General features: G+C 42.0%; 18 protein-coding genes. 1 reads left to right on the top strand and 17 read right to left on the bottom strand.

The features are described 5' to 3' along the window. Nucleotides 1-596 precede the first annotated feature (596 nt). The 17 genes from M1G01_RS08795 to M1G01_RS08710 form a co-directional block, all read right to left on the bottom strand. Complete coding sequence (locus tag M1G01_RS08795) at nucleotides 597-2,768, bottom strand: DUF262 domain-containing protein (protein WP_247931644.1); 2,172 nt, start codon at nucleotides 2,766-2,768, stop codon at nucleotides 597-599. 298 nt (nucleotides 2,769-3,066) lie between these two features. Continuing rightward, nucleotides 3,067-4,614: a bifunctional phosphoribosylaminoimidazolecarboxamide formyltransferase/IMP cyclohydrolase gene (gene purH / locus M1G01_RS08790; protein ID WP_247931643.1), complete on the bottom strand. Its 1,548-nt coding sequence runs from the start codon at nucleotides 4,612-4,614 to the stop codon at nucleotides 3,067-3,069. A gap of 15 nt (nucleotides 4,615-4,629) precedes the next feature. After that, nucleotides 4,630-5,175, bottom strand: coding sequence for a phosphoribosylglycinamide formyltransferase (gene purN / locus M1G01_RS08785; RefSeq protein ID WP_247931642.1), 546 nt, complete (start codon nucleotides 5,173-5,175; stop codon nucleotides 4,630-4,632). Then, a complete protein-coding gene (purM, locus tag M1G01_RS08780; protein WP_247931641.1) occupies nucleotides 5,172-6,194 on the bottom strand; it encodes a phosphoribosylformylglycinamidine cyclo-ligase in 1,023 nt (340 codons plus the stop codon). The genes purN and purM overlap by 4 nt, the downstream gene beginning before the upstream one ends. A 214-nt stretch (nucleotides 6,195-6,408) precedes the next feature. Then, a complete protein-coding gene (purF, locus tag M1G01_RS08775; RefSeq protein ID WP_084920035.1) occupies nucleotides 6,409-7,851 on the bottom strand; it encodes an amidophosphoribosyltransferase in 1,443 nt (480 codons plus the stop codon). Between the two features lie 12 nt (nucleotides 7,852-7,863). Further along, nucleotides 7,864-11,589: a phosphoribosylformylglycinamidine synthase gene (locus M1G01_RS08770; protein ID WP_247931640.1), complete on the bottom strand. Its 3,726-nt coding sequence runs from the start codon at nucleotides 11,587-11,589 to the stop codon at nucleotides 7,864-7,866. A 56-nt stretch (nucleotides 11,590-11,645) separates the two neighbouring features. After that, the gene (purC, locus tag M1G01_RS08765; RefSeq protein WP_000043288.1) at nucleotides 11,646-12,353 is read right to left on the bottom strand and encodes a phosphoribosylaminoimidazolesuccinocarboxamide synthase; all 708 of its coding nucleotides are present in this window, start codon (nucleotides 12,351-12,353) and stop codon (nucleotides 11,646-11,648) included. Nucleotides 12,354-12,521: 168 nt separating this feature from the next. Further along, on the bottom strand, nucleotides 12,522-13,871 hold the full coding sequence (gene comB / locus M1G01_RS08760) for an HlyD family secretion protein (protein ID WP_247931639.1): 1,350 nt from the start codon (nucleotides 13,869-13,871) through the stop codon (nucleotides 12,522-12,524). A gap of 12 nt (nucleotides 13,872-13,883) precedes the next feature. Further along, nucleotides 13,884-16,037, bottom strand: a complete 2,154-nt coding sequence (gene comA / locus M1G01_RS08755) for a peptide cleavage/export ABC transporter (RefSeq protein WP_247931638.1) — start codon at nucleotides 16,035-16,037, stop codon at nucleotides 13,884-13,886. Nucleotides 16,038-16,202: 165 nt separating this feature from the next. Further along, entirely contained in the window at nucleotides 16,203-16,397 is a 195-nt protein-coding gene (locus M1G01_RS08750) for a hypothetical protein (protein WP_001080063.1), read from the bottom strand. 208 nt (nucleotides 16,398-16,605) lie between these two features. Then, the gene (locus tag M1G01_RS08740) at nucleotides 16,606-16,794 is read right to left on the bottom strand and encodes a hypothetical protein (RefSeq protein WP_049479242.1); all 189 of its coding nucleotides are present in this window, start codon (nucleotides 16,792-16,794) and stop codon (nucleotides 16,606-16,608) included. A 9-nt stretch (nucleotides 16,795-16,803) separates the two neighbouring features. After that, a complete protein-coding gene (locus M1G01_RS08735) occupies nucleotides 16,804-16,971 on the bottom strand; it encodes a bacteriocin (RefSeq protein ID WP_000415688.1) in 168 nt (55 codons plus the stop codon). A 17-nt stretch (nucleotides 16,972-16,988) separates the two neighbouring features. After that, nucleotides 16,989-17,177 carry a class IIb bacteriocin, lactobin A/cerein 7B family gene (locus M1G01_RS08730; RefSeq protein WP_000180817.1) on the bottom strand — a complete coding sequence of 63 codons (189 nt, stop codon included), beginning with the start codon at nucleotides 17,175-17,177 and terminating at the stop codon, nucleotides 16,989-16,991. A 447-nt stretch (nucleotides 17,178-17,624) separates the two neighbouring features. Further along, complete coding sequence (locus tag M1G01_RS08725) at nucleotides 17,625-17,861, bottom strand: acyl carrier protein (RefSeq protein ID WP_000182270.1); 237 nt, start codon at nucleotides 17,859-17,861, stop codon at nucleotides 17,625-17,627. A 3-nt stretch (nucleotides 17,862-17,864) separates the two neighbouring features. Beyond that, the gene (gene plsX, locus M1G01_RS08720) at nucleotides 17,865-18,857 is read right to left on the bottom strand and encodes a phosphate acyltransferase PlsX (RefSeq protein ID WP_049479243.1); all 993 of its coding nucleotides are present in this window, start codon (nucleotides 18,855-18,857) and stop codon (nucleotides 17,865-17,867) included. Beyond that, complete coding sequence (recO, locus tag M1G01_RS08715) at nucleotides 18,854-19,624, bottom strand: DNA repair protein RecO (RefSeq protein ID WP_049519180.1); 771 nt, start codon at nucleotides 19,622-19,624, stop codon at nucleotides 18,854-18,856. The genes plsX and recO overlap by 4 nt, the downstream gene beginning before the upstream one ends. Then, entirely contained in the window at nucleotides 19,621-20,790 is a 1,170-nt protein-coding gene (locus M1G01_RS08710; RefSeq protein ID WP_247931637.1) for a pyridoxal phosphate-dependent aminotransferase, read from the bottom strand. Before M1G01_RS08710 ends, recO begins: the two co-directional genes overlap by 4 nt. 151 nt (nucleotides 20,791-20,941) lie before the next feature. Here M1G01_RS08710 and M1G01_RS08705 point away from each other — a divergent pair, with 151 nt between their 5' ends. Then, entirely contained in the window at nucleotides 20,942-21,952 is a 1,011-nt protein-coding gene (locus tag M1G01_RS08705) for a YeiH family protein (protein ID WP_247931636.1), read from the top strand. The last annotated feature ends 26 nt before the right edge of the window (nucleotides 21,953-21,978 follow it).

Genomic DNA, 21,978 nt, shown 5'->3' with positions numbered 1-21,978 from the left:
CTTATCTCATACTTATCAGAAAGTCAGAGGATATACAAAGTTAAAAGTCTCTGTGTCGAAAGTACGCAAGGCACTGATATCATCTCCTCTCGGGTTAATTTTAGCGTATTAAGCTATTAACAGATGTTAAAAATTGGTCTTCAGAAAGCTAATTACATTGATAAAATCTATCCAGATACCTCCCTAGTTGATTTTATCGATTCAATCCTACTGAAAGTCATAGCCTATTTTAACACTCTAACACAGAATATAAAAATTCATAATATTTTATTTGAAATGTTCCAACAAAATCATCTTACTTTAGAGTAAAATATGTCGGACCTTATGACAAAAAGCAATATAACCGAAATATGTGAAACTTTAAACGTTCAAAGCAATGTATTCTACTGGATTATTCTTCACCCAAATCATAAATTAATTTGTATGAAAGCATTCTAATTATAAACCACTAGAACATCCCGATTCAGAATCAAATCTAAAGACAGCAAAAAATTTAAAACTTTTATTCTCACCGTATTTAAATTCAAAAAAGGAGAAGATTTATTTATCTTCTCCAATCTAAGTCCAGATTATTTTGCGAATTTTATAACAAGTTGTTATTTTTCTGGCAATCCTAAAACTTTTTTTGAATCTTTGGGAGGAATTTTTATTCCCCATTCTTTATGCACAAACTCTAATATTTCTCGACCTCTTTTATAGATTGATTCTGGAGTCCAGTCAGAGTATTTTTCGCATAAATACCTTTCAGCCATTGTTCCATATTTATATCCTGTTGGATTATTTATCTCTTTAAAGTCACATTTATCAGGATAAGATTTATTTTCTAGTTTTTCATTTTTTCTAGCTGATATAACTATTAAATTTCCTAATGTATTTTTATACTTTTCTCTATCTTTTTGATTAAGAGAACCAAATCTTTCATTCCAATAATTAAATCTATGGTTGCGTGGATAAATATGTTCAATATTATAACTTTGCTTGTTAAAATAGAAGCATAATCTGTCAGTTTCACTGAAAGTTTCCTTAGATCTATCCATTAATTCTAAATTATATTGGGTCAAAATGTAATAGGATAGTCTAGGAGAATCCGAATAAAATTGAGTATTTGATAACACATCATAGCTTTTTGGTATTATTTTAAAGTATTCTTTATGGATCTTAATCATTTGGCGATTAAATTTATTTAATAATTCTTCATTGATATTAGGCTGCCTATCTAAATAACATAGCAAAATAAATGTATTGAATTGTAAAACTCTTATTTTTCTATCTAATTCGTCATACCTTAATTCACTACTATCCGGTATGAATGAATCCAAAAATAAAAATTTTTCGATATTTCTCAATGTTGGTAATAGGTTTGTACTTTCTGTTTTCAAAAGTTTAAAAATGAATTTCTGAATTAAATCTGAAATAGACTGAGTATCATAAAAGGAATGTCTATCCTCTTTAGCTATGCTATTGAATAAATCTTCCATTGAATCCATCTCTATGACATCACTAGATATTTCCTTAGGTATCACAAAGTCACGCGATCTAGTATTACGATAGTTAGTTACCGTTAAAAAATTTATACGAGATAAATATTCTTTTATCTTAACGTCGTCTGAGGAACTAACAGTAAGCTGCATATCTTTCCAAACACGAATACTTATCCTTAAATCTTGAATATATTCTTGAATATCTTTTAATTTCAGTTTTTTCTGAATTACATTTTGTGAGGTAAATATATTTTTTAACAGATTCTCCGAGTGTAAAACAAGTGTATTTCTTTCATACATTTTTTGTTCATCAGGCTCTAAATAGTTTTTAAACTTATGAATTGGATAAGCGGTTAATTGTGCATCCAGAAAAATATCATCAGTAGTCATTGAGTAAAATCTATATCTCCTCATTGACCAATTAAATATATTTTCACTGTGATCAATTTCCCCAATACTTCTATAAATTATTTTCCACACATCATTAATCTGGTTTTTTACTTCAATCCTCTTCTCTAGAGATATTTCAGTATATAGAGTCGTCAAATAAATTAAGCGATTTTTCAGTAGTTCTAATGTTGATAAAATTCTTCCTCGATTATTCATTGTCTCAAATGTAACATGAATATCTAAGTTTGAATCAATAACATATCTATTAAACACTAGCTTATGAACTAATTTAGTATATAACACATCAATATCTTCTTGATTTAATTTTGAAACCTTTTCCTTAAAAAATTCTAATGCATTTTGAAGATTGTCACTATACTTACTTTCGTAAATTGGATATTTATCTTCTAAACCATCTAATTCTAATATCTTTGAAATATAGAATCCATAACTATCATTCTCTGTTTCATACGAAAATGGTAAGTAAAATGCATTATCAGCCTCCCTTTTTAATACAATAAAATCTTTTTCAATTTCAGAAATGGAATCAAATTCATTTAGGGTATTTAATCTATGACTTTTTGCTACCTCAATTATAACTTTTAAAAGAATCATCGCTGTTGTTAATCTTTGTTGTCCATCAACAACATAGTATGGTGTCCTATTAATTTTATTTAAAAACCATCGATCTGTTTTATTTTTATCTAGTTCATCCTTCGGTATCTCCTCTAAGGTTATAACTCCTCCGTAATGCTGTCGCTCCACAGACAAGTTAAATAAATCCTCCCAAAAATCCTCAACTTCTTTCGTTCCCCATGCATAGCCCCTTTGATAATCTGGTATTCTATATATTCCATTTGTAAATAATTTGTATAAGTTATTTAGACCACTTTCCATTTTAACTCCTTTTTATATTTAAAATCATTTATATATCAACTTATTTTCTATATTATAACATGTTTTCTTCCAAAACTCCAATATAACTTAATAAATATGTAATTAATCGAGTCTAGAGACCAAAATTTTATAAATTAGATACCTTTGAGCACATTCTTTGCTTCATTTACTATATAGATAAATAAATCTAACTGATATAAGACAGGTTTAACCCTACCAATCCTATCTGTAAAACTGCTGATTAAGATTCTCTCTATAGCAGAAAAGGCATTCATCGATGGATGAGTGCCTTATTTGATTAATGTCTAAAATGTCTCACACCTGTGAAGACCATAGTCAAGCCGTATTTGTCAGCAGCTTCGATGGATTCTTGGTCACGAACTGATCCTCCAGGCTGGATGATGGCTTTAATGCCTGCTTTGGCGATTTCTTCTACATTATCCGCAAATGGGAAGAAGGCATCTGAAGCAAGAACAGCACCGTCAAGGCGGTCTTTAGCTTGTTCAATAGCGATGCGGACAGATGCCACACGGTTAGTTTGACCTGGGCCAACACCAAGTGTCATGTGGTCGTTGGTCACGATGATCCCGTTGGATTTGACGTACTTGATAGCCTTCCAAGCGAACTCAAGGGCTGTCGCTTCTGTCTCGGTTGGTTGACGTTTAGTCACCACTTGCCAGTCAGCTGGGCTTTCCTTGACCACGTCTTGGTTTTGCACGAGCAGTCCACCAACCACGCCTGTGTATTCTGCTTCCACTTCACTAGCGTCTTGGGCATCAAATGGCAAGGCAAGGATACGCAAGTTTTTCTTTTTATTAGTCAAAATAGCTAGTGCTTCATCCGTATAGCTTGGTGCGATGATGATTTCAAGGAAAACGCCGTGCATCTTCTCAGCTGTCGCAGCATCCACCTCACGGTTGAGAACGACGATTCCACCAAAGATAGACACTGAATCAGACTCATAAGCGTAGTCCCAAGCAGTTTCGATATCATCTGCTTGACCGATTCCACATGGGTTCATGTGTTTGAGAGCCACAACGGTTGGACGGTCTTTGAAATCACGGATAATACGAATCGCCGCATCCGCATCGCGGATGTTATTGAAGGACAATTCCTTACCGTTGAGCTGTTTTGCTGAAGCAATCGAATAGTCAGTCGGCAAAGCTTTTTGATAGAAGTCAGCGTCCTGTTGAGGATTTTCCCCATAGCGCATAGCTTGTTTGAGGTCATAGGTCAAGGTCAGTTTTTCAGGCTTGCTTTCGCCGACCTGAGCTGTAAAATACTCTGCAATCAAGGCATCATAAGCCGCTGTGTGACGGAAAACCTTGGCCGCCAAACGTTGACGGGTTTCATAAGTCGTTTCGCCGTTGACCGACAATTCGTTAAGCACCACAACATAGTCTACAGGATCTACCACAACAGTTACACTAGCGTGGTTCTTCGCTGCCGAGCGAAGCATAGATGGACCACCGATATCGATGTTCTCAACCGCATCAGCGTAAGTCACATCTGGTTTGAGAATTGTTTCCTTGAAGGGATAGAGGTTGACCACTACAAGGTCGATAAGCTCAATTTGATTGTCCTTGGCTGCTTCCAAGTGGCTATCCAAATCACGACGAGCCAAGAGCCCACCATGGATATTTGGATGAAGAGTCTTGACGCGACCGTCCATCATTTCTGGGAAACCAGTCACATCATCGATCGCAATGGTCTCCACCCCAGCATTATCAAGGGCAACTTTGGTACCACCTGTTGAGATGATATCCCAACCAAGTTTTTTGAGTTCTTGGGCAAATTCAACAATGCCCGCTTTGTCTGAGACGCTGATTAAGGCGCGTTTAGTCATGTTATTTCCTTTCATTTACTTATCCAACAATTCTCTAATAACCTCTGGATACAACTTGTACTCTGCCTCATGAATGCGAGCTTCAAAGCTTTCGATGGTATCAGCAGATAGACGTGGCACACGGACTTGTTTGATGACCTTGCCTGTATCCACACCAGAATCTACCCAGTGAATGGTCACACCAGACTGATCCACGTCAGCATTCCAAGCATCCTCAATCCCATGAGCTCCTGGAAATTCTGGCAAGTAGGCTGGATGAATGTTGATGATTCGGCCTTCATAGGCTGCCAATAAGGTTGGCCCAACGATTTTCATGTAGCCTGCTAGACAAACCAAGTCAATCTGGTGTTCTTCCAAGAGTTCGACTAGGGCTGCTTCATAGTCTGCCTTGTTCTCAAACTCCTTGAGTTCAAAAGCATAGGACAGGACACCAAGCTTTTCTGCACGCTCTAGCACATAGGCGTCACGATGGTCTGAAAAGACAAACTCCACTGGAAACTCTTCAGCAATCACCTGAAAGTTTGAGCCATTACCAGAGGCAAAAACCGCTATTTTTTTCATTTGATGATGACACTTTCGTTTTCTTTCGTGACGATGCGACCAATTTCATAGACTGGTTCATCCAGCAATTCTTTGACACGATCTACATTTTCAGGGCTAACTGCCAACATGAGTCCTACGCCCATATTGAAGATTTCAAACATTTCTTCATGCTTGATCTGACCGTATTTTTCAAGGGCTTTGAAAATTGGAAGAACTGGAACCTTGCTTTCCTCAATCTCTGCAGCCAAGTCAGCTGCAAACATGCGAGGGACATTTTCGATAAAGCCACCACCTGTGATGTGGGCAATCCCATGAACCAAACCTTCCTTGATGAGTGGCAAAACAGCTTTAACGTAGATACGAGTTGGTTCCAAAAGGACATCTTTCAGCTTTTTGCCCTCCAATTCTGGCAGCTCTTCCTCACCTGTGTAGTCCGCAAAAACACGACGAACGAGTGAGTAACCATTGGAGTGAATACCACTCGAAGCAAGCCCAAGAAGAACATCTCCTTCTGCTACTTTTGACCCGTCAATAATTTGAGATTTTTCAGCCACGCCGACCGCAAATCCAGCCAAGTCGTAGTCATCTTCGCCGTACATACCAGGCATCTCAGCCGTTTCCCCACCGATGAGGGCTGCACCAGCTTGCACACAACCTTCAGCCACACCAGCAACCACTTGTTCTAGTTTAGCTGGTTCATTCTTGCCAGTCGCGACGTAGTCCAGGAAGTAAAGAGGCTCCGCACCTGCAGCGATGATATCATTGACACACATGGCCACACAATCCTGCCCAATCGTGTCATGCTTATCATACTTGATAGCCAACATGAGTTTGGTTCCGACACCGTCAGTCCCTGAAATCAAGACCGGTTCTTTGACACCTGCTTTTGAGAGGTCAAACATGCCACCAAAACCACCAAGAGCTCCCATGACACCCGCACGCTCCGTGCGAGCCACGTGCTTTTTGATCCGCTCAACAACTTCATAACCCGCTTCAACATCCACACCCGACTGGGCGTAAGCATTTTTATTTGCCATTTTATTTTTCCTTTTCTTTGAGAAGATTGCGACGTATTTTTAGATAAACAATTATTTTATCTAAAAATATTAGTCAGGGCTCTAGCTTTGGCCCCATAAGGCAAAGCGTCTACTGACAAATGCTTTAGCTTTTAGTCAGTAGTGAGACGTGGAGCATAAGCATTTTTATTTGTCATCTTCTCTTCCTTTCCTTTCATGGAGAGTCTTTATCCGTCTATTTGTAAAAACTGGTCTTTTCTTCCAAACTTCTTTGATAGTCTTCCTCATAGTCGTAGAGAGGCGTTGGGTAGTCACCGTCAAAGTAAGCGACACAGAGACCACCGTTCGGCGCATCTGTTTCGATGCCGATAGAATCAATCAAGCCATCAATCGAAAGATAGGTCAGGCTATCCGCACCAATGATTTGGCAGGTTTCTTCAACCGTATGATTAGCCGCAATCAACTCCTGACGCGTTTGGATATCAATCCCGTAAAAACATGGATAAGCCAGCGCTGGACTACCAATGGCAACGTGAACCTCAGACGCACCTGCTTCTTTCAAAAGCTGAACGATACGGCGAGAGGTTGTCCCACGAACAATGGAATCATCCACCATCACCACACGTTTGCCTTTAACGACACCCGAAACAGCAGACAGTTTCATCCGCACCCCTTGCTCCCGCAATTCTTGAGTCGGTTGGATAAAGGTGCGTTGCGTGTATTGATTCTTGATAAGACCCATTTCATTTGGCAGACCAGATTCTTCTGCAAATCCCATAGCTGCGCTCAGCGAGGAATTTGGCACACCGACCACGATATCCGCTTCGTGCTTGAACTCACGCGCCAATTGAGCCCCCATACGTTTGCGAGCTGTATGGACATTGATCCCATGGATGTTAGAGTCAGGGCGAGCAAAATAGATATACTCCATAGAACAAATCGCCAACTGGGTATCATTCGTATAACTATCGTACTGGATACCATTGTCATCCACAATCACAATTTCCCCTGGTTTTACATCACGAATCCACTCAGCACCGATGACTTCAAAGGCACAGGTTTCAGACGAAACCACCACCGCTCCGTTTGCCATTTTTCCGATAGAAAGCGGACGGAAACCATTAGGATCAAGCGCAGCAATCAACTTGTCCTCAAACAGCAGGATATAAGCAAATCCACCTTTGACAAGGCTGAGCGCCTCCTTGATTTTGCCCATCAGGTTCGGATTGTGACTTCGACGAATGAGGTGGGCCAAGATTTCTGAGTCCGAAGTTGAACTGAAAATAGCTCCTCTTTGTTCCAATTCTTTCTTGAGCGATTCGGCATTGGTCAAGTTTCCGTTGTGAGCAAGTCCAAACTGCATATCGTGAAAGCGGAAGAGGAAGGGCTGGATATTATCTACAGAAGCTTCGCCAGCAGTCGCATAACGAACATGCCCAATCGCACTCGTTCCAGTCAGTTTATCCAAATTAGCTGGATTTCTGAACACTTCTGATAAAAGCCCCATATCACGATGACGCTTCAATTGCCCCTGATCATTGGAAAGGATTCCCGCCCCCTCTTGACCACGGTGCTGAAGACTATGGAGCCCAAAATAGGTCAATTTAGCAGCATCTGGATGCCCCCAGATACCGAAAACACCACATTCTTCATTAAGAGATTTTACTTCGTATGTCATTTTTTATACCTTTTATTTCCCTGTGAAATAACGCACAGCCGACGCAAACAGGTGCTGGTCTTTATTTCCTGGGATGTTTTGGAAGAGACCGTCTTCATAACGTTCTGAGTGTCCCATTTTACCGATGATTTGACCGTTCTTGCTGGTAATTCCTTCGATGGCATTTACAGAACCATTTGGATTGTACTTAGAGTCCATGCTTGGTTTGCCGTCAAAGTCAACGTATTGACTGAAAATTTGTCCATTGTCACGGAGCTCAGCGAATTCCTCAGTCGTCACAACAAACTTCCCTTCACCGTGCGACACTGGGATAGCATGGATATCACCCACTTGCACTCCAGCCAACCATGGTGAGTTGGTATTGGCAATTCGAGTTTCCACCATCTTGGCCACGTGCTGGTTGGCATCATTGTAGAAGAGGGTTGGACTCGTACTGCTGGCATCCTCGAAGTTTCCGTATGGAAGAAGACCTGATTTGACCAAGGCCTGGAAGCCATTACAGATACCAATAATCAAACCACCACGAGCAATAAAGCTATCAATAGCTACACGCACTTTTTCATTAAGCAGGATGTTGACGATAAACTTAGCTGATCCATCTGGCTCATCCGCAGCTGAGAAACCACCTGCAAAGAAGAGGATGTTAGCCTTGCCGATATTGTCAACCATAGTTTCAACTGACTTGACAATAGCCTCTTCATTCAAGGTCACGAATGGCACCAAGTTGACTTCTGCACCTTCTTTTTCAAAAGCTTTTGCTGAATCATATTCCGAGTTTGTTCCTGGGAAGACTGGGATGTAAACCACCGGTTTTTCAATAGTTTCCTTGACTTTGATGACTGCGTTAGAAGCGACAGCTGGTACTTCGTCCAATTCTTTAGATTGGGCAAATTCTGTTGGGTAAACTTCTTCCAGTTTCCCTTGGAAGGCACTGTCAAGCTTGTGTCCATCTAGCTTCACACCGTTGACAAGGAGTGTAAAGTCTGCTTTCGTTTGTCCAATCTTCTCTACTCCAGCGATTTCTTCAGGAGATGTGAAGACAAATCCGCCTAATTGAGCTGTCAAGGCTGTTTCAAATTCAGGCAAGGTTACCTCTGCACCAATATGATTCCCAAAAGTAGCAAGAGCCAAGCTTTCAAGGACACCACCGTATTTGACAGCTGATGCAGATGTTACTTTGTGACCAGCTTGGATGGCTTCAAACTGAGCAAAATTAGACTTAATCAAGTCAAAATCAATCTCTGCAGCAAGAGCTTGACCTGGGATGTAGTAGATATTTTCACCAGCAGTCTTGAACTCAGGAGAGAGCACCTTACGGCTATCTGCCGTCGTCACCCCAAAGGCGACCAAGGTTGGTGGTACCGTCAATTCTTCAAAGGTACCAGACATGGAGTCCTTACCACCGATAGATGGCAAACCAAGTTGGATTTGTGCTTCGATAGAGCCTAGAAGAGCTGCTACTGGCTGACCAAAACGCTCAGCTTGCTTGTCCATGCGCTCGAAATATTCTTGGTAAGAGAAACGAGCCTTAGACCAGTTGGCACCAGCAGCCACTAAACGAGCTGTCGCTTCGATAACCGCATAGGCAGCACCGTGGTATGGAGACCATTCTGCCACATAAGGGTTGAAACCTTGCGCCATGACTGACGCAGTGTGAGTCACACCGTGTTGGACTGGCAACTTTTGCACAGAAGCTTCAGTTGGTGTGAGTTGGTAGCGACCACCAAGTGGGTGATTGACCGTTGAACGACCGACCGAACAGTCAAAGATGGTTTGCAAGCCTTTTTGACTCGCATGGTTGAGGTCAGATAGAACCGCAAGGGTATCTGCTTCAAGTGTTTCAGCAGATGTTTGACGTTCTTCTGGAAGCTTGACATCCTTGTCTACCACCTTGGCATCGACAACCACGCGCACACCGTTTGTATCAAGGAAACGGCGTTCCAAGTCGACAATTGTTTCACCATTCCAGTGCATGACAAGATTTGGTTTTTCAGTCACTGTTGCCACAACAACAGCGTCAATATTTTCTTTATTACATTCAGCAACGAAGGCATCTACGTCCTCAGGACGCACCACAACTGCCATCCGTTCTTGTGATTCAGAAATGGCAATTTCTGTACCGTTCAAACCTTGGTATTTAAGAGGAACCTTGTTGAGGTCGATTTCAAGACCATCTGCCAATTCACCGATAGCCACACAGACACCACCTGCTCCAAAGTCATTGGACTTCTTGATGAGACGAGTGACATCGCCATTACGGAAAAGGCGTTGGATCTTGCGCTCTTCGATGGCATTCCCTTTTTGAACCTCAGCACCGGCAGTCTCTACAGACTCAACTGTTTGAACCTTAGAAGACCCTGTCGCACCACCAACACCATCACGCCCAGTCTTGCCACCTAGCAAGATAATCACATCACCCGCTTCAGGTTTTTCACGGACTACATTTTCCTTAGGAGCAGCACCAACAACGGCACCTAGCTCCATGCGTTTAGCTACAAACCCTGGGTGGAAGTATTCACGAACGTAAGTCGTTGCCAGACCAATTTGGTTACCATACGAAGAATAACCGTGAGCCGCTGTTTTCGAAATGACTTGTTGTGGCAATTTCCCAGCGCGCGTTTCTGAAATCGGCGCTGTAATGTCACCAGCACCTGAAATACGCATAGCTTGGTAAACGTAGGAACGTCCTGACAACGGGTCACGAATGGCGCCACCGATACAAGTAGCCGCTCCACCAAATGGCTCAATTTCCGTTGGGTGGTTGTGGGTTTCGTTTTTGAACATAAGGAGCCAAGGTTCCTTGACACCATCAACGTCCACTTCGATTTCAACCGAGCATGCATTGATTTCGTCAGACACTTCCATATCGTCCAAACGACCATTAGCACGCTCATAACGACCGAAAATAGTCGCCATATCCATCAAGGTTTGTGGCTTTTCAGAACGACCTAATTCCTCGCGCATAGCGATATATTTATCATAAGTCGCTTGCAATTGCTTTTGGAATTTAGAAGCTGAGAAATCAATCTGTTTCAACTCCGTCTCAAAAGTCGTGTGACGGCAGTGGTCAGACCAGTAAGTGTCCAAAACCTTGAGCTCCGTCTCAGTCGGCACGCGCCCGATTGACTTGAAGTAGTCTTGGATAAAGAGCAAATCATCCACTTCCATGGCCATCCCTTGCTCGGCCTTGTAGCGGGCAAAGTCTTCTGCCGTATAGCTTTCAAAGAAAGTCAATTCTGGAATAGTCTTGTCTGACTCTGAAAATTCCTGCTTGGCAATTCCTGTCGTGATGTCCTTGAAACGAGAATCAACTGGGTTGAGCAAGTAGTTCTTGACCGCTTCCAACTCAGTCGCATCAGTATCTTTATTAACCAAGTAAAGCTGGGCTGTGTTGACTGTCACATCACTCGAACTTCCCAGTAAAAGCAAGGCTTCCTGTGAAGAAGCTGCACGCTGGTCAAACTGTCCTGGCAAACTTTCAATGGCAAAGAAAGCATAGTTAGCAAGATCAGCCTGCACAGCCGCTTCATCCAAGACATGGTCTGTTACCTGCTCAGAGAAGATGTGCTTCTCTGCAGGTGCAAATAAGTCCTCTGCCAAGTCAAAGACATCATAAACTTGCACAATGCGAATACTTTTCAAAGTTGACAGTCCCAAGTTGTGCTGGAGCTCCCTTACCAAACTCTCTGACTTGACCTGAAAATCAGCCTTTTTCTCAACAAAAATACGTTTATCCATCAATTCTTATTCCTTTATTTCAGCTCTTGCAATGTTCCCAAACGACCTTGAAGGTGTTATTTTAAACCTTGCAACTTTTCCCAGACAATCTCGTAAACGTCTGTTAATTCTCCGAGACCTCTACGGAAAACATCCTTGTCCATGTGGTTGCCATCCGCATCCCACAAACGGCAGTTATCTGGTGAAAACTCGTCTGCCAAGATAATCTTGCCATCCTTGTCAAAACCGAACTCTAGCTTAAAGTCAATCAATTTGAGACCAATCTCAGCAAACCAATCCTTCAAGAGCTCATTGATACGACGGGTTTCTTCCTTCAAGTAAGCAATCTGCTGGTCATCCGCAATTTTTAGGAATTTCACATGCTCATCATTAATAAAGGGATCATCCAAATCATCATTTTTATAGTAAAATTCGACAATTGGAGTCTCAAATGCAATACCTTCTTCTACGCCAAAACGTTTTGAAAAGGAACCAGCCGTGTAGTTGCGGAGCACAACTTCCAAAGGAATAATCTCAACTTTTTTATTGAGCTGTTCCGTATCCGAAAGCTTCTCCACAAAGTGAGTCGCTACACCAGCCGCATTTAATTTCTCAAAAATAAAAGATGAAATCTGATTATTTAACACTCCCTTACCCGCAATCTGCTCCTTCTTGACACCGTTGAAGGCAGTTGCCTGGTCCTTGTAAGTTGAAATAATGAGATTTTCATCCTCAGTTGTATAGATATCCTTGGCTTTTCCCGAATAGATCAGTTGTTTTGACATTTTAAAGTTCGCCTTTCGTTTTACTTGAGCACATTCTACCACAAAAGCATGAAAAATTCAAGGTTTTTACGAATAAATAACGTTTTCCTATTTTAAGCGTAAAGAAAAACTGCAAGATGAACTCTTCTTACAGTTTTAAAATCATTTATCCTCTGAAAAACACGAATATTACCCTTTATTTAAAAATTGATCCCAAAAATAACGGAGATAGCTTTTCTTCCCTGTAATCATCTGTAGACGACCTTCTAAACCATAGCGAAGTTTTGTAGCCTGCTCAGAAGTCAGATGGGTCTCCGCCTCAATTTTAAAGAAATTCCCTTGTTCAGTCTTGGTAGCTGTCGCATCAATACTTGTAATCGTGGAATCCAGGAAAATTTGATTCTTCGCATCATTAGTCGTAGTATAACGTACAGAGTCCCCAATTTTGACTCTAGCAACATCTTTTGAACTGAGATAGGCTGTGAGTTTGGTTTTCCCTTCTTTTTCCAAGGATGGATAGAGTTGTGCTAGCAATGTCCCCTCTGCAACCATGGTAGAATCACTGGTTTCAGGATTAAGGTGAAGCACCCCATCCTCACTTGCTGTAATTTTTCCCTTGTCCAGCAGACCTCCTTGGACTTTCTTACCCGACTCTGCCTCCAAAATTTTCTGATCCAAAAGGGTTAATTCCTGACCGACTTTGACTAGGTGCTGAGACTTGAGGGATTCAAGTTGACTATCCAGTCCCGTTGCGTAGGCTTGTTGAGCTCCAGAACCCGCATACTGCACACGATAAGTAGCTAAACTAGACTCTAGCTGGGTAATTTGTGCATCCACCTGTGCAATAACTTGCGATTTAGCTTGCGGATCTTCTTCACCTTGGTTTTTATAGGTCTGATAAAATGAGTAGGCTATATTTTGACTATCCAGTTGAGCCCCTGTTTCAATCGCTGACTTAGCTGTTTTGTAATCTCGAATTTTATCCTGTGTTTGACTGATAAGGTTGCCAATCTCGGCCTGACTCTGACTTGTTGCCGCATTCTGCGAGGAGATGTTGGCATTTTGCTGCGAAACATTGCTCCTAAGACTACTAGCTTGGCTGAGATAGTCTCGAAACATTTCCTGATATCCAAACTTATCCGCCTCTGGAAATTGATCACTCCCCTCTTTCAAACTGGATTGCAAATAACCCAACTGCTTTTTTTGATCTTTTAACATCTCCAACTGATTGGCGTATGCTTCAGCTTGAACAGCTTCCGCCCCTTGCTGGTACTCAACGAGTAGTTCCCCCTGCTTGACCAACTTGTTCTCTTCCAGATAATTTGCCACAATCCGTTGATTGCTGGTCGACTGGATGTTGGCAATGATCCGACTAGGTTCGACAGTGGCCCTAGTAGACAAACTAATCTCCTTCTCTGCAAAAACTGCAAATCCCAGTAAAAACACGAACAGAAGTGACATAGGTAAAATCACCCGACTGGAAAAATTATGATAACGACGATTATAAAACTCCGCACTTTCTAAAAATTCTGGTTTCATCTTCTCCTCTTTCTAGCTATTCACCAAATGGGCGTAAAAGCCACCTCTAGCAAGCAAGTCTGCATGGGTGCCTTCTTCGACAATCTTGCCCTGATCCAAAACAAGAACCTTTTCTGTCCGCTCAGCGATGGTCAAGCGGTGGGCGATGAAAATCAAGGTCTTATCTAAAGCCATGAGATTATCCACGATCCGCTTCTCTGTCAAAATATCCAGACTGCTGGTCGCCTCGTCCAATATCAAAACAGGCGCATCTGTCAAGAGAGCACGCGCCAGAGCGATTCGTTGCCGTTGACCACCAGAAATTCCAGCCCCATCCGAAGTCAATTCTGTCTGATAATTCAGTGGCATGCGCTCGATATCCTCCCGAATCTCTGCCAATTCAACCGCCCGTAAGATATCTTCCTGTGTCGTCCCCTCCTTGGCTCCAAGAAGAAGATTCTCCAAAATCGTTCCGTTAAAGACATAGGGCTGTTGAGGCAGGTAGTTGATATACTGGCGCAGGGCCTTTTTGTCAATCTGATTGAGATTGACACCACCCAGACTAATCTCTCCTTGACTTGGGTCGTAAAAATTAACCATCATCTTGGCCAAGGTGGTCTTTCCTGACCCTGAAATCCCCACAAAAGCCATCTTAGACCCTTGCGGAATGGTCAAATTGATATCCGACAAGACGTCACGACCATAGCCATACTTATAGTGAACCTGCTTGAAGGTCATCTCTCCCTTCATCATACTCAGATCTTCTACCGTTTTCTTCTCCTCAAACTCCGAAGCTACTAGATACACTTCGTTTAGACGGTTATTGGCGACCTGCGCTGTCTGAAGTTTGGTTTGCAGGTTGATGATATTCTCCAAAGGATTGGTAAAATAAACAAGCAGGGTGTTATAAGTAATCAGCTGACCCAAACTCATTTTCCCATCCATGACCAGAATAGCTCCCAGCCAGAGAACAGCAACATTGAGCAGGAGCTGGGCAACTTTTTTCAGTGCCTTTTGCTGGCTTTCTGCCCGACTGTAGGTAAAGGATTTTTTCAGATAAGCCACAAATTCCTTATCAATCTTTTGATAGCGTGAACTTTCACTGGTCAAAGACTTAATGGTCTCAATACCGTTGATGTCCTCGATGATAGAAGAAGACAGAACCGCATTAGCTTCCATGGTATCCCGATTCATCTTTTCAAAAGGCTTCATAAAGGCAAAGATAATCACTGTATAGATGGGAAGCGCAAGCAGACTAATGAAAAAGAGTGTCATATTTTGTGAAAACAAGACCAGCGAGATAATCAAAATCGTCGACACATCTAGGAAAATCGACAGAATGGTCGACGCCAACGCATCGATGATACTGTTGGCATCTGTAAAACGAGATACGATTTCTCCTGTCCTGCGTGTCGCGAAAAAGGACATCGGCAGATGAAAAACATGCTTGATGTAGGACAAAATCACATCAATGGACAACCGTTGACCCAGAACAAGTAAGAGGTATTCCTGCGCATAAGACAAAATCTGCTGGAGGATATAGACGATAACCAGCCCAATAGAGATAATACCCAGTGTCGAGCGCATCTGGTCTGGTACGTAACTGTCAATGATAGACTGCAGATAATAAGAACCTACAATGTTAATCAGGGTCACCAAGAGTGTCGCTAGGACGATATTGGCAATTAAGCCACGTTGTTTGAATAATATTGGCAAGAAGGATAGGAGTCCCTGTTTTTTCTCCTTATGGGGTTTATAGTCTGGAGATGGCGCCATAAAGAGACTGACCCCTGTCCATTCTTGCGCAAAACGCTCACGGGAAATCTTGGTCAGCTTAACACTGGGATCTGGATCGGCGATATGAATGTGCTTTTTATCCTGACCTGTCACCACATAGTAGTGGAGCAGCTTCCCTTCCTTGAGCACATGGGCCACAAAGGGAAAGGTCAAATCTGGCAAGTCAAAGAGCGTCATATCCGCCTTGACAGCACGCGTCTCAAAGCCAAGCTCCTCTGCTACCTTTACAACACCCAAAGCAGTCGTCCCATCCATAGTCGTCTTGGCCAACTCTCGTAGATGAGCCAAGGAGTAATAACTACCGTAGTAGCCAAAGACCATAGCCAAGGAAGCCACGCCACAATCCATCTGATCCACCTGGGGACGATAGTGTCTTTTCCCAAATTTCATATCTATCTCCTTTTTTCTAACAATCTCTTAAAAACTTTGTAAGATTATTTTAACCAAACGAAGAAGAAATAAGGGAATTGTTTCTGAAAAAACAATATCCACGCCTAAACAGCACTTTTTGTCAAAGAAAAGAGGCAGAACAAGAGTCCTGCCTAAAATATTCAATTACAGAGATTTCTTACATTTCCCACTTCTTTTGTGAATAGTGTATAAAACGATAAACGCAAACACCGGGGGCACCATATAACTATTTTCACTCATTGTTACTTGAAATCCAAGAGTTGCTAGTATCCCAAAGATGAAAATATTCATCAAAAATAGGAAAGTGAATAGTAGAACATATTTTACAATCCTATTCATTCTATTCTCCTTTTCTTTCTCCTTGGCCCCGACACAGTAAAATAAAAACCACTAAAAACAAGGAAATCGTAGGTAGATTTATTTTGTTTACGTTAGCCACGATTCTAATAATTAGATAAGCCATCGAGCTAAATAATACAGTGGTCTCTGGCCAAGTGTTTCCTAGTAATTGAACAACTTTCATCTCAAACTCCAATCTGATGGTCCATCAATTCCCAATCGTACTTTCTTTTGTTTTGTACTTGTATCCTACATAAAACAGACCAAGCAGAATTGGATAGGTTTCTGGATAAAACAGGGTATTGATCGGATTTTTCACAATCATATACGTTGCGATATAAAGAATGATCGATACGACAAAATACCCCTCAGCAAATCCTAATAAGATTTTTTTCATAGCAGACTCCTATTTACCTGAAAAGAGTGCTCGAGTTGTTAAAATAGCTCCACCTGTATATACAAATCCTTTTACAAAACCGACTGCCACAGGGATAAGAAGGGGAAAGGCTCCCCCTTGAATTTCCTGCAAGTCCGTATCAGTCATTGTTTCAAATTCTAAAATAGATTTTTCCATATCATCTCCTCCTTCTATTACCATCTACCCGTCACATAATTATAACCTGCAATTCCTACTGCAGTAATTCCACCAGCAATTTTAGCTGCTGTCACAGGATTAGCAATCACCCAAGCTACAATCGGCCATGCTCCCCCATCCACATCCATCAACTCTTCTTCAGTAAGAGCTACAAAGTTCTGTTCCATTTTGTCAAAGTTTGTCATCTTTTTTCTCCTTATTTTTTCTATATATTTAATCTTTAACCTCTAAGCCACTTAAATAGCCAGATTGGGTAAATTACTGAAATCATTTTCTTCTCTCCTTCCTTTTCTTCTCACTTATCTATTCGAGAAGTGATTTAAAATGAACAGGTAAATTTCATTTATTTTAAATACCATTTGATCAACCATGGCAATAAGATTGGTAAATACATCGCGTAGTCTCCTTCCTTTTCTTCTTACCTATCTATTCGAAAAACAATTCGAAAATGAGCAACTTATTCATTTTTATTTTAAAAACCACTTAATGAACCAGGGATAAAAACCGGTAACATACATAAACGTTCCTCCTTTTTCTTTCTCGTCTCTTTATTCGCAATTTCTACTAAAAATTTTAACGTTTTTCTTTTTTCTGCAAATAAAAAAACAACATGACTTGCATGTTGCTTTTGGCTATATTTTACCTTTAATGGTTTCAATTACATCTGTTACACTTTGAAGATGGTCAATTTCCTCATCGCTGATTTCGATTCCAAATTCATCTTCTAGCGTCAAGACAAACTCCATCAAGTCCACTGAATCTGCATCAAGATCGTCCTTCAGACTTAAGGCTTCTGTTACGACAAAGTTTTCTCCCTGTCTTTCTTGGATAATGGTCACGATACGATCAAAAATTTCTTTGTTTGTCATCTGTTATTCTCCTGAAAATTCACGCGCAGTCTGAGCAACTACGTCTGTTTCTAGCATGGTACGAATCTGGCGAATCGTACTGTACACAGCCTTGGCATCACTTGAGCCATGAGTCTTGACCACAGGGGCCTTAACACCAAACAAGACCGCCCCTCCAACATCTGAATAGTTGAGTTGTTTTTTCAAACCTCTGAGACTATCTTTAAGGAGAAGAGCACCTAGTTTAGCTCGAAGACCGCCACCTGTAATAGCTGTCTTGAGCAAGCCCATGATCCCCATAGCTGTCCCTTCGATAGATTTGAGCACTGCGTTTCCCGTGAAACCATCTGTCACGACAACATCCGCAACGCCATTCATCAGATCACGCGCTTCCACGTTTCCGATAAAATTCAAACTTTCATCAGCTACTAGCAAGTCGTAGGTTTCCTTACGAAGCGGGTCTCCCTTGCTGCTTTCTGTTCCGTTGTTAAGCAAACCAACACGTGGTTTTGCAATCCCACGAACATTCTTGGCATAGAAGGAGCCGAGAACAGCGTATTGATGGAGGTGCTGGGCAGTGTTTTCTGCATTGGCACCGAGGTCCAGCATATCAAAGCCTTTTCCATCTATAGTTGGCAATGTTGACATAAGTCCAGGTCGGTCGATATTCTTGATACGACCCACGATGAAGAATCCTGCTGCCAACAAGGCACCTGTATTTCCTGCGGAAAGAACAGCATCTGCCTCTCCCTCTTTGACTGCCTTAGCCGCCAATATCATGCTGGCATTTTTCTTCTTACGGATAGCTTTTGTCGGCTCATCGTCGGAATCAATTTTCTCATCTGTATGGATGATGCTGACACGCTCTGCGGCTGTTAGATATTGTTTGATTTTACTTTCGTCTCCGTAAAGTTGAATCTCAATATCTGAAAAGTCAGCAAGGGCTTGGTTGACACCCTCAACGATGGCTTGAGGTGCATAATCGCCCCCCATAGCATCTACTGCGATTTTTTTCATTTGTCTTCCTCTTTTAGTAATTGTCCCCAGTCTGCCAGGGAATCAATGAATTTCTTTGATTTTAGGTGAATCCCAACATACTCTTCGTAGAGTTGATCCATAAACTTGCGCAAGTCTTGCTTGATTTCGGCCTTAAGCGAAATGGTCTCCAAGGTTTCAAAATCAATGGCTTGAAATTGATTGAGCAGATAAGGGATATTGGGATTGAGATGGCAACGTCTCTCATCCTCATGATAATGCTCTGGACAGAGGCAGGCTCCATATTTGAAAGAAAAGTCAAAGGCCTGATTCACCCGATGGCAAAAGACACACTCATTAAAATTAAGGCTGATTCCAAATCGAGTCAAGATTTGAATTTCAAAAATATTGGTTAAAACCTGATAATCTATCCCTGCTTCCATCAACTCCAGAGTCTTCCTCAAGAAAGCAAACAAGGGAGCATCCTGCTGATTATCCTGCAAACTAGCATCTGCAAGAGCTGCCACATAGGTAGCATAGGCCATGACAAAGAGATCACTATTAATCTTTGGAAAGGTCATCACCTCATGGTAGTCCTCGATGTAGCTAAGCCCGTCATCATTGATGCGCAAGAGAAATCGTGCCAACACCAAAGGCTGAATAACAGGAGCTAGTTTGGACTGGCCAGCGTGTTTGACGAAAAACATACGCTTGCCCGCCTGCTCGGTAAAAATTTTGACTAGCTTGTCATCCTCACGAAAGTTACGATTGTAGAGTACGAGGCCTTGACTCGTGATAGACTGAATCATGCTTCTCTCATATACTCCTCAAGTCGTTTCATGGCCTCTTTGATCGTTTCTATGCTGGCTGCATAAGACAGACGCACATAGCCCTCTCCGTAACGTCCAAAGGCGGCACCAGGGATAAAGGCAACGGCCTTCTTCTGAGCAAAATCCTTCAGAAAAGCAAAGGAATCTTGATTGTAGCCCGCTGGAATCTTAGCAAAGATATAGAAGGCCCCATCTGGTTTGATAATCTCAAAACCAAGAGCAGTCATCTTTTCGATGATATAATCACGACGCTGGATGTATTCCTTCTTCATAGGCTCTGCGTCGTTTTTACCAGCGGTCAAAGCCTCCACCGCAGCATGCTGAGCCATCGTATTTGCAGCAGTAACCAAATACTGGTGACTCTTGATTAACTGAGCTGTGAAAGCTGCAGGAGCAAAGATAAAGCCTAAACGCCAACCAGTCATAGCATGCGATTTAGACAAGCCATTGATAATAATAGCCTGGTCTCTCAGCATAGTTCCCAGAGATACATGGGCTTCGCCTGTATAGGTTAATTCTGAGTAAACCTCATCACAGACAACAAAAATCTCATACTTGCGTAAAACGTCTGCCAAGGCTTCCAACTGCTCCCGACTATAGGTAATTCCTGTCGGATTGGCTGGATAGTTGAGAATAACTGCTTTGAGCTTGTCCCCTTGCTCCAAAATGGCCTTTTCCAACATCTCAGGAGTCAAGACAAAACCATTTTCAGTTGTATCAATCTCGACAATCTCTGCCCCAACCAGATTGACAATCGGTTCATAGCCTGGATAAGCAGGAGCTGGCAAGAGCACCTTGTCCCCCTCTTCCAAAATAGCTGTCAAAGTAGCAGATAAAGCCTCTGTTGCCCCAATTGTAACCAAGATTTCATTTTCAGGATTATAATCTAGCTGGTACTTTTCTTTTACAAAGTCGCTAGCAGCCTGGCGCAAGGTCAGTAAACCGCTCATCCCTGTATAGTAGGATTGGTTCTGGTCAATGGCTCGCTTGGCTGCCTCCTTGACATGAACTGGCGTTGTAAAATCAGGTTCCCCCAAGGTCAAACGCAAGACCCCAGGAATCTCCGAAATAGCCTGGTCAAACTGGCGAATCAAGGAAACTTGAATCTTGTCTAACTGTTTATTAAAGCGCTTGGTTAAGTCCATAGATATCCCCCTTGCTTACAGAACATAGTACTATTATACTACAAAAGCTCCCTGACCGCAAAATCCATCTGAAACCCGCATTTTTCACTTTCTGTTTTACTTTTCTTCTTGACAGGACTATAATAATAAGTGCTTATTTTCGGAGGTTTATATGTCACTTTTATCAAAAAATGGAGCAGGCATCTTGGCCTGCCTTCTCATTTCTATCGTATCTTGGTTTCTGGGAGGATTTTTCCCCGTCGTGGGTGCACCTGTCTTTGCAATTTTTGCTGGAATGCTCCTCCACCCATGGCTCTCACCCTACAAACAACTAGATGCAGGTTTGACCTTTAGTTCCAAGAAATTGCTCCAGTATGCCGTTATCTTACTCGGTTTTGGTCTCAATATCTCGCAAGTCTTCGCAGTTGGACAATCTTCACTCCCCGTCATCCTTTCCACCATTTCGATTTCCTTAATCGTTGCCTACCTCTTCCAGCGTTTCTTTGCGCTAGACACAAAACTGGCTACCTTGATTGGAGTGGGTTCTTCTATCTGTGGTGGCTCTGCCATTGCTGCGACAGCGCCCGTTATCCATGCCAAGGAAAAAGAAGTTGCCCAAGCCATTTCCGTTATCTTTTTCTTCAATGTCTTGGCTGCGCTCATCTTTCCAACTCTAGGAACCTGGCTTCACCTATCCAATGACGGCTTCGCCCTCTTTGCAGGAACTGCAGTCAACGATACTTCTTCTGTAACGGCTACCGCCAGTGCCTGGGACAGTCTTTATCAGACCAATACCCTCGAATCTGCAACCATTGTCAAACTCACACGAACTCTGGCTATTATTCCCATCACGCTCTTTCTCTCCTACTGGCAAAGTCGCCAGCAAAAAAATAGCCAGGGTTTCCAACTAAAAAAAGTCTTCCCACTTTTTATCCTTTATTTTATCCTGGCCTCTCTCTTAACGACTCTCCTTACCTCTCTCGGTGTGTCTAGTAGCTTCTTTACCCCTCTCAAACAACTCTCCAAATTCCTCATTATTATGGCCATGAGTGCTATCGGTCTCAAAACCAATCTAGTAGCTATGGTCAAATCCAGCGGTAAATCCATTCTTCTTGGAGCACTTTGCTGGATTGCCATCATCCTCACCAGTCTTGGCATGCAAGCATTGATTGGTACTTTATAATACAAAAAGGTAGCCTACTGGCTACC

The organism is Streptococcus oralis (assembly GCF_023110055.1).
GTDB lineage: Bacteria > Bacillota > Bacilli > Lactobacillales > Streptococcaceae > Streptococcus > Streptococcus oralis_BY.
This window is presented reverse-complemented; position numbering and strand designations above follow the sequence as displayed.